Origin of the sequence: Acinetobacter sp. TUM15064, assembly GCF_008980265.1 — a bacterium.
Classification (GTDB): domain Bacteria; phylum Pseudomonadota; class Gammaproteobacteria; order Pseudomonadales; family Moraxellaceae; genus Acinetobacter.
The window spans coordinates 1-8,050 of the sequence record NZ_BKFU01000093.1; the positions used below are offsets into that span (position 1 = coordinate 1).

At 58.7% G+C, this 8,050-nt stretch carries 7 protein-coding genes and 4 pseudogenes; 10 read left to right on the forward strand and 1 reads right to left on the reverse strand.

What is annotated here, in order from left to right; translation table 11 throughout:
* From GBI16_RS16945 to GBI16_RS16970, 6 genes and pseudogenes are all read left to right on the forward strand, one after another.
* Nucleotides 1-167: pseudogene (locus GBI16_RS16945) on the forward strand (IS6 family transposase); the annotation flags it as partial.
* A 54-nt stretch (nt 168-221) separates the two neighbouring features.
* Nucleotides 222-374 (forward strand): annotated as a pseudogene (locus tag GBI16_RS16955) (IS5/IS1182 family transposase); the annotation flags it as partial.
* Between the two features lie 92 nt (nt 375-466).
* Nucleotides 467-628 carry a hypothetical protein gene (locus GBI16_RS18725; RefSeq protein ID WP_004642278.1) on the forward strand — a complete coding sequence of 54 codons (162 nt, stop codon included), beginning with the start codon at nt 467-469 and terminating at the stop codon, nt 626-628.
* Nucleotides 629-680: 52 nt separating this feature from the next.
* Nucleotides 681-3,530, forward strand: a complete 2,850-nt coding sequence (clpK, locus tag GBI16_RS16960) for a heat shock survival AAA family ATPase ClpK (RefSeq protein WP_151707524.1) — start codon at nt 681-683, stop codon at nt 3,528-3,530.
* Nucleotides 3,493-3,846: pseudogene (locus GBI16_RS16965) on the forward strand (PLDc N-terminal domain-containing protein); the annotation flags it as partial. The gene clpK and the pseudogene GBI16_RS16965, both read left to right, overlap by 38 nt.
* Nucleotides 3,813-4,960, forward strand: a protein-coding gene (locus GBI16_RS16970; RefSeq protein ID WP_228267861.1) for an IS3 family transposase whose coding sequence is annotated in 2 segments (ribosomal slippage) — nt 3,813-4,059 and nt 4,059-4,960 — 1,149 coding nt in all. Because the reading frame shifts where the segments join, the coding sequence is not laid out codon by codon here. The pseudogene GBI16_RS16965 and the gene GBI16_RS16970, both read left to right, overlap by 34 nt.
* Before the next feature lie 18 nt (nt 4,961-4,978).
* Here GBI16_RS16970 and GBI16_RS16975 read toward each other — a convergent pair.
* Nucleotides 4,979-5,254 (reverse strand): annotated as a pseudogene (locus tag GBI16_RS16975) (transposase); the annotation flags it as partial.
* 138 nt (nt 5,255-5,392) lie between these two features.
* Here GBI16_RS16975 and GBI16_RS18985 point away from each other — a divergent pair.
* The 4 genes from GBI16_RS18985 to GBI16_RS16995 are packed head-to-tail and all read left to right on the forward strand — an operon-like array spanning nt 5,393 to nt 8,030.
* On the forward strand, nt 5,393-5,548 hold the full coding sequence (locus GBI16_RS18985) for a diguanylate cyclase domain-containing protein (RefSeq protein WP_228267860.1): 156 nt from the start codon (nt 5,393-5,395) through the stop codon (nt 5,546-5,548).
* A gap of 11 nt (nt 5,549-5,559) precedes the next feature.
* Complete coding sequence (locus GBI16_RS16985; RefSeq protein WP_151707525.1) at nt 5,560-6,048, forward strand: phosphate-starvation-inducible PsiE family protein; 489 nt, start codon at nt 5,560-5,562, stop codon at nt 6,046-6,048.
* Complete coding sequence (locus GBI16_RS16990; RefSeq protein WP_035341335.1) at nt 6,035-6,859, forward strand: zinc metalloprotease HtpX; 825 nt, start codon at nt 6,035-6,037, stop codon at nt 6,857-6,859. Before GBI16_RS16985 ends, GBI16_RS16990 begins: the two co-directional genes overlap by 14 nt.
* A gap of 19 nt (nt 6,860-6,878) precedes the next feature.
* Complete coding sequence (locus GBI16_RS16995) at nt 6,879-8,030, forward strand: S1C family serine protease (RefSeq protein WP_004637115.1); 1,152 nt, start codon at nt 6,879-6,881, stop codon at nt 8,028-8,030.
* Nucleotides 8,031-8,050: the final 20 nt, after the last annotated feature.

Below are 8,050 nucleotides of genomic sequence, written 5' to 3' on the forward strand. Positions count from 1 at the left end.
AGCGGATCATCAGGGCCACATTAGGATTCAAATCTATGAAGACGGCTTATGCCACAATTAAAGGTATTGAAGTCATGCGTGCACTACGTAAAGGACAAGCATCGTCATTTTATTATGGTCAGCCTCAAGGTGAAGTGTGTCTAATCAACAGGGTTTTCGGTCTCTAAGCACTTTTAAAAAGGAACTTCATCGACTCAAATCTCTATTTGCAACAGTGCCGTTTGGTGGAAACCAAGATGCATTGCATCAAATTATTAGGCGATAAATTAATGGCAAGAAGCTTTCCTAGTCAGGTGAATGAAATTCATGCACGTGTAGCAGTCCTCAACAGATTTACGGAATTAGGTCGACCACTTACCCAAGTTACGCCTTAAATTTGGCTCAATTAGGGGCGCTTTGCATTTCAAATCTTTGTGCAACAAAGTCGCTGTACATTGACTCTTGATATTTTTTCCTGGTAAGCGCAATGTCTTACAAAGTCTTGCAAGGATTTCCTTGGCCGGAACCGCAAAGCGACGCGATTGGAGAGGGCGAAATGAAAGCGCACCTACAGGTGATTTTCACGCTCGATCCCGATCAACGGCTGACGCGGGGCAGCGCGTTTTTCTCAAAAAACAAAAAGAGATGAGGCACCGTGATCGTCGGTGCCTCGTCAGATCAATCTTTACAGGAGCATCAGTATGGACAGAAAACAATGCCAGGTCTGCAGCCAACCCGCCACCGTGCGGGTGGAAGCCAATCTCAACGGTCGTCACAGCACCATGCTGTTGTGTGACGACCATTACCGTCAACTGGTGCGCCAGCAAAAGCGCACCGTCTCGCCGCTGGAAGCCTTGTTCGGCTCGCGCAGCGGCCTGTTCGAGGACTTCCTCGGCAGTGACTTCTTCCGCATCGGCGACGACGCGACGCCGATGGCCGCCGATACCGATGACGTGGTCGATGCCTCGTTCGGCGAGCCCGCCGCCGCAGGTTCGGGTGCGCCGCGCCGTCGCGGCAGTGGGCTCGCCAGCCGTATCAGCGAACAGTCCGAGGCCCTATTGCAGGAGGCCGCCCGACACGCTGCCGAATTTGGCCGCGCCGAGGTGGATACCGAACACCTGCTGCTGGCGCTATCCGACAGCGATGTGGTGAAGACCATCCTGGGGCAGTTCAAGATCAAGGTCGATGACCTCAAGCAACAGATCGAATCCGAAGCCAAGCGCGGCGAGAAGCCGTTCGAGGGCGAGATCGGCGTGTCGCCCCGGGTCAAGGACGCGCTCAGCCGTGCTTTCGTGGCCTCCAATGAACTCGGCCACTCTTATGTCGGGCCGGAGCATTTCCTGATCGGGCTCGTCGAGGAAGGCGAAGGTTTGGCGGCCAACCTGCTACGCCGTTACGGTCTCACGCCGCAAGCGCTGCGCCAGCAGGTAAGCAAGGTGGTCGGCAAAGGGGCCGAGGATGGCCGCGCCGAGACGCCGACCAACACGCCCGAGCTGGATAAATACTCGCGCGACCTCACCAAGATGGCGCGTGAGGGCAAACTCGATCCAGTCATCGGCCGTGCGCAGGAGATCGAGACCACCATCGAGGTGCTGGCCCGGCGCAAGAAGAACAACCCGGTGCTGATCGGCGAGCCGGGCGTGGGCAAGACCGCCATCGTCGAGGGGCTGGCGCAGCGCATGGTCGCCGGCGAAGTGCCCGAGACGCTGCGCGACAAGCGCCTGGTCGAACTCAACATCAACGCCATGGTGGCAGGCGCCAAGTACCGCGGCGAGTTCGAGGAGCGCGTGCAGAAGGTGCTCAAGGAAGTGACCGAGCACCAGGGCGAGATGATTCTCTTCATCGATGAAGTGCACACCATCGTCGGTGCCGGCCAGGGTGGCGGCGAAGGCGGGCTGGACGTGGCCAACGTGTTCAAGCCGATGATGGCGCGCGGCGAGCTGAACCTGATCGGCGCCACCACGCTCAACGAGTATCAGAAGTACATCGAGAAGGACGCCGCGCTGGAGCGTCGTTTCCAGCCGGTGATGGTGCCCGAGCCGACGGTAGCGCAGACCATGATGATCCTGCGCGGCCTGCGCGACACCTTCGAGGCGCACCACAAGGTCAGCATCACCGAGGATGCGATCATCGCCGCCGCCGAGTTGTCGGACCGCTACATCACCGCGCGCTTTTTGCCTGACAAGGCCATCGACCTGCTTGACCAGGCGGCCGCACGCGTGAAGCTGTCGGCCACGGCTCGCCCAGTGGCCGTACAAGAGCTGGAGTCCGAACTGCACCAGTTGCGGCGTGAGCAGGACTACATGGCCTCGCGCAAGCAGTACGACAAGGCCGCCGAGCTGGGCAAGCGCATCGAGGCAAAAGAGGCCGAACTCAAGAAGCTCATCGAAGATTGGGAGCGCGAGCGCGCCTCGGGCAGCGCCGAAGTCAAGGCCGAGCATGTCGCGCAGATCGTCTCGCGCCTGACCGGCATTCCGGTCAACGAGCTGACGGTGGAAGAACGCGAGAAGCTGTTGCATCTGGAACAGCGGCTGCACGAGCGCCTGGTGGGCCAGGACGAAGCGGTGCGCGCGGTAGCCGATGCCGTGCGGTTGTCGCGCGCGGGGCTGCGCGAGGGCAGCAAGCCAGTGGCGACGTTCCTGTTCCTCGGGCCGACCGGCGTGGGCAAGACCGAGCTCGCCAAGGCGCTGGCCGAGTCCATCTATGGCGATGAAGGTGCGCTGCTGCGCATCGACATGTCCGAGTACGGGGAACGCCATACCGTGGCACGCCTGGTGGGCGCGCCTCCGGGTTATGTGGGCTATGACGAGGGCGGCCAGCTCACCGAGAAGGTGCGTCGCAAGCCCTACAGCGTGTTGCTGCTGGACGAGATCGAGAAGGCTCACCCCGACGTCTACAACATCCTGCTGCAGGTGTTCGACGACGGGCGGCTCACCGACGGCAAGGGCCGGGTGGTGGATTTCACCAATACCATCATCATCGCCACCTCGAACTTGGGCTCGGACATCATCCAGCGTCGGCTGAAGGCCCGTAGCGCCGCCGGCGAGGAATACGAGAAGACCAAGTCCGAGGTGATGGACGTGCTGCGCGGACACTTCCGCCCCGAGTTCATCAACCGCATCGACGAGATCATCGTCTTCCATGCGCTGGGCAAGGAGGAGATCCGCCATATCGTCGGCCTGCAGCTCGATCGTGTGGCCCGCAACGCCGCCAGCCAGGGCGTGACGCTGACCTTCGATCAGACCTTGATCGACCACTTCGCGGAGGAAGGCTACAAGCCCGAGTTCGGCGCGCGTGAACTCAAGCGCCTGATCCGCAGCGAGCTGGAGACGGCACTGGCGCGCGAGATGCTGGGTGGCGGTATCGGCAAGGGCGATCACGCCAGCGCCCGCTGGGATGACAAGGCCGAACGGGTGGTCTTCGAGCGCCAGGAGCCACCCGCGAAGCCGGCCGAGCCTGAGAAGCCCGATGCCGCGAACGTGGCTGAGGCGCCGCCGAGCGACGCGAGCAAGCCTGCGCGCAAGAAGAAGTCAGCGGGCGGCGAATCTTGAGCGACGGGAGGCTGTCGTATCCGACCCCAATGGGCTGACATGGGCAGCCACCCTCGTGTCGCTGGCGGTCGCTATCCCCACAGCGGGGCACGCGGTCATCTACAAGCGTGACCCTCGATCGGCCACGCTGTGGGTACTGCTGATCGCCTTGTTGCCGCTGGGCGGTTCGCTGCTGTATGTGCTGTTCGGCATCAACCGTTACCAGCGGCGGGCGCGGCGGCTCTTCCCGGGGGCAGATCCTGCTGTTCGGCAGGATCTCTCGCCCACGATGCCCGAGGCTGTATCGCCGCCACTTGCCGGTCTGGCCCACCTGGTATTGAAGCAGTAAAACAAGTCACTGAGAAAGGTCATAGTGTGGCTGAAGTTGCTGCACGTTTAGGAACCACTACGCATAGTCTGTATGCCTGGATCAAACGTTATGATCCACAGCAACCCAAGACAACAGAATCTAGTGATCCAAGTACAGAATTAGCAAAGTTAAAAAAAGAGCTACAAAGGGTCACTGAAGAAAGAGACATATTAAAAAAGGCCGCGGTGTACTTCGCAAGCCAGTCCAAATGAGGTACGCCTTTATTCAGGACAATCAGAACATATGGCCTGTCCGTCGTTTATGTTCAGCTCTGGATGTTCATCACAGTGGTTATTACGCATGGTTAAAGCAACCTACCAGTAAAACTGCCAAGAAACGGCAACAGCTTTCAGGATTGATTAAACAATTCTGGCTGGAATCTGGTGGAGTTTACGGCTATCGCAAGATTCACTGTGATTTGAAAGATGCTGGCGAAAGTTGTGGGATCAATCGAGTACATCGACTGATGAAAGCAAATGGTCTTAAATCACAGCGTGGTTATCGTAAGCCTAGAGCTTACGCTGGTACTCCGGCTGTTATTGCCGCAAACACTTTAGACCGACAGTTTAATCCAACTCAGCCGAACCAATTATGGGTGACTGATATTACCTATATTCGTACCAATGAGGGATGGTTGTATCTTGCTGTTGTAATCGACCTGTTCTCACGACTTGTGGTTGGTTGGTCTATGAAGTCGAGAATCACTACAGATCTGGTTTTAGATGCATTATTGATGGCCTTGTGGAGAAGGAATCCAAAGAGCAAGGTCCTGATCCATTCTGATCAAGGTAGCCAATACACCAGTTATGAATGGCAGACATTTCTCAAGCATCATAATCTTGAAAGTAGTATGAGTCGGCGTGGAAACTGCCATGACAATGCTGTTGCCGAGAGTTTCTTTCAGTTATTAAAGCGAGAGAGGATCAAGAAGAAAATATATTCATCAAGAGCTGAAGCAAGATCAGATATCTTTGAATATATTGAGATGTTTTATAATTCAAAACGCCGACATGGTTCCAATGGTCAGCGTTCTCCATTAGATTATGAAAAAGCCCATCAGAAGATGGTTATGTGTGTCTAGAATTTTGGTGGCTATTCAGTCTGGCGCTATCCAATTTAACCTACAAAGATGGATGAGACTTTGAACAAAGCCAGTGACCATGCGTAAAGACAATCGAAAGAGAGATTTAATCATTAGGCAGCATTGGATAGCTGCGTCGGAGTAAGTTTGATTTCGTCCTTGTTTGCCTTTTGATGGGGCATACCATTGCGTAGCAGGATCAAACCAAATGGCAATATTTCCACGACTCATGAGTGCTCGGTTATATGAAGACCAATTGGTTGTGCGATAAATTTTAGGTGTCGACTTATTCATTTGAAAATTATATTGTGGAATAAGCCTTTAGAGATAGGTTTGTGCAACAAAGCCGAAGCGGCATCGATTGAAGACGCCCAAGTATGGGCGGAGTGATTTCGTCAGGACGTTGCGACGACAGCGGTGGTGTGTGGAGAGGTGTCGATCAGCTATAGCGCCAGCATGGGGGTGGCCCCCCTTGACGTCTGCTTAAACTCTTCCGAGCAGGTGATGCAGCAGGCGGACAGCGCGCTCTACCAGGCAAAAAGACAAGGGCGCAACCAAGTTGTGGGCGCACAAGTATTTCAGAATTGAGAGGAATGGCGATGAAGGAAAAGCAACCGGACCCGATCAAAACATTTCGTGCCCAATGGGCAGTGATGACGTTCTACGAGCGCTTCGAACAGGTGATCGCGCTCGCGCTGTCCGCAATCATTGCCGTGATCATCGTGGTCTCGCTGCTGCAGCTGATCTCGATCGTCTTCAGCCTGCTGGTCATCGATGCGTTCAATCCGCTCGATCACAAGGTCTTCCAGACCGTGTTCGGCATGATCATGACGCTGCTCATCGCCATGGAGTTCAAGCATTCCATCGTGCGGGTGGCCTTACGCCGCGATAGCATCATCCAGGTCAAGACGGTGATCCTGATCGGGCTGATCGCCCTGGCGCGCAAGTTCGTGATCCTCGACCCGGAGACCAGCCCCGCCAAGATCGCGGCGCTCGCAGGCGCGATGCTGGCCCTCGGGGCGACTTACTGGCTGCTGCGCGAGCGCGCTGACCGGGCCGCCGGGGAAAGCCCAAATGAGCCATCGTGATCGGCGCCACGCGCAGGCTGCCGGCGCGCGGCATCGCTGGCTCAATCGCCTGCAAACCGCGCTGTTGGTGCTGACCCTGCGGCTGTATGGCGCACGCCCTCTGCACCCGAATGAAGCGCCCGATCTTTGGGCTGTGTTGCGCGAACTGGCGGCGCGGGCCGGGTTGCCTGCCGTGCCGGTACCGCACTACGTGCCCAGCGGGGTCGTCAACGCCTTCGCCACCGGTACGAAGCATCACGCGGCCATCGCGCTGACAGACGGTCTGCTGCGTAGCCTCACGCCCCGCGAGTTGACCGGCGTGCTCGGCCACGAAATCGCGCATATTGCGAACGAGGATTTGCGTGTCATGGGCCTGGCCGATTCCATCAGCCGGCTCACCCATCTTCTGGCCTTGTTGGGGCAAATCATGCTCCTCTTCAGCCTGCCGGCCTTGCTGTGGGGCACAGTCGCTATCCAGTGGCCGGCGCTGCTGTTGCTGGCCGTTTCGCCGCAGCTCGCGCTGCTGGGTTTGTCGCGGGTGCACGAATTCGACGCCGACCGGCTCACCGCCGAATTGACCGGCGACCCACAGGGATTGGCTTTGGCGCTCGCCAAGATCGAGCGGGAGAGTCGCGCCTGGCTGCTGCCCGGATGGGGCAACCCGGAACCCTCCTGGTTGCGCACGCATCCGGCGACGACAGAGCGCATCCAACGCTTGCGGGAATTGGCTGATTCGATGGCACCGCAACCGCTTCATTCCAGCCCATTTCTGCCGGACATCCCCTTGGCGCCACGCCCACCGCGTTGGCGCGCCAGCGGTGTCTGGCGCTGATTTCAACAAGGAGAATGGCATGACCTACCCCGACCTCAACAGCCGCCCGGCGCCGGACCGATTCATCCGGCGCTGGCTCGTCATCACTGGCTGCATCGCCGCACTCATGCTGCTGTGGCAGTTCTTGCCTGCCATCGAAGCCTGGTTCAGTCCGCGCGAAGCGGCCGAGCGCACGGTGACACCGCGTGGTGATCTGGCGGCAGACGAGCAGACCACCATCCAACTGTTCGAGAAATCGCGCGGGTCGGTGGTTTACATCACCACGGCGCAACTGGTGCGTGACGTCTGGTCGCGCAATGTCTTTTCCGTGCCGCGCGGCACCGGCTCCGGCTTCATCTGGGACGATGCCGGCCACGTGGTGACCAACTTCCACGTCATCCAGGGGGCATCGTCTGCCACGGTCAAACTGGCCGACGGTCGCGATTATCAGGCTGCGCTGGTGGGCGCCAGCCCCGAGCACGACATCGCCGTGCTCAAGATCGGCGTCGGCTTCAAGCGCCCGCCCGCTGTGCCGGTGGGCACCAGTGCCGACCTCAAGGTCGGGCAGAAAGTGTTCGCTATCGGCAATCCCTTCGGATTGGACTGGACGCTCACCACCGGCATCGTCTCAGCGCTCGACCGCACCCTCGACGGCGAAGGGGGCGGGCCTGCCATCGATCACCTGATCCAGACCGACGCCGCTATCAACCCCGGCAACTCCGGCGGCCCGCTGCTCGATTCGGCCGGGCGGCTGATCGGCATCAACACCGCCATCTACAGCCCTTCGGGCGCGTCCGCTGGCATCGGTTTCGCTGTGCCGGTGGATACCGTCATGCGCGTGGTGCCGCAACTCATAAAGACCGGCAAGTACATCCGTCCGGCGCTGGGCATCGAGGTGGATGAGCAGCTCAACGCGCGTCTGCAGGCGCTGACCGGTAGTAAGGGCGTATTCGTATTGCGCGTGACGCCGGGCTCGGTGGCGCACAGGGCCGGGCTCGTCGGCATCAAGGTCACCGCAGGCGGCATCGTGCCCGGCGATCGCGTTATCAGCATCGACGGTATCGCCGTCGACGACGTCACCACATTACAGGCCCGGCTAGACGACAAGAACGTTGGAGATGTTGTGGTCTTGTTAGTGGAGCGGGCCGGCAAGACTCGCGAGATGCTTGTGGAACTACAACCGGGAGTTTGATGGAAAGTGGGTCATGGATC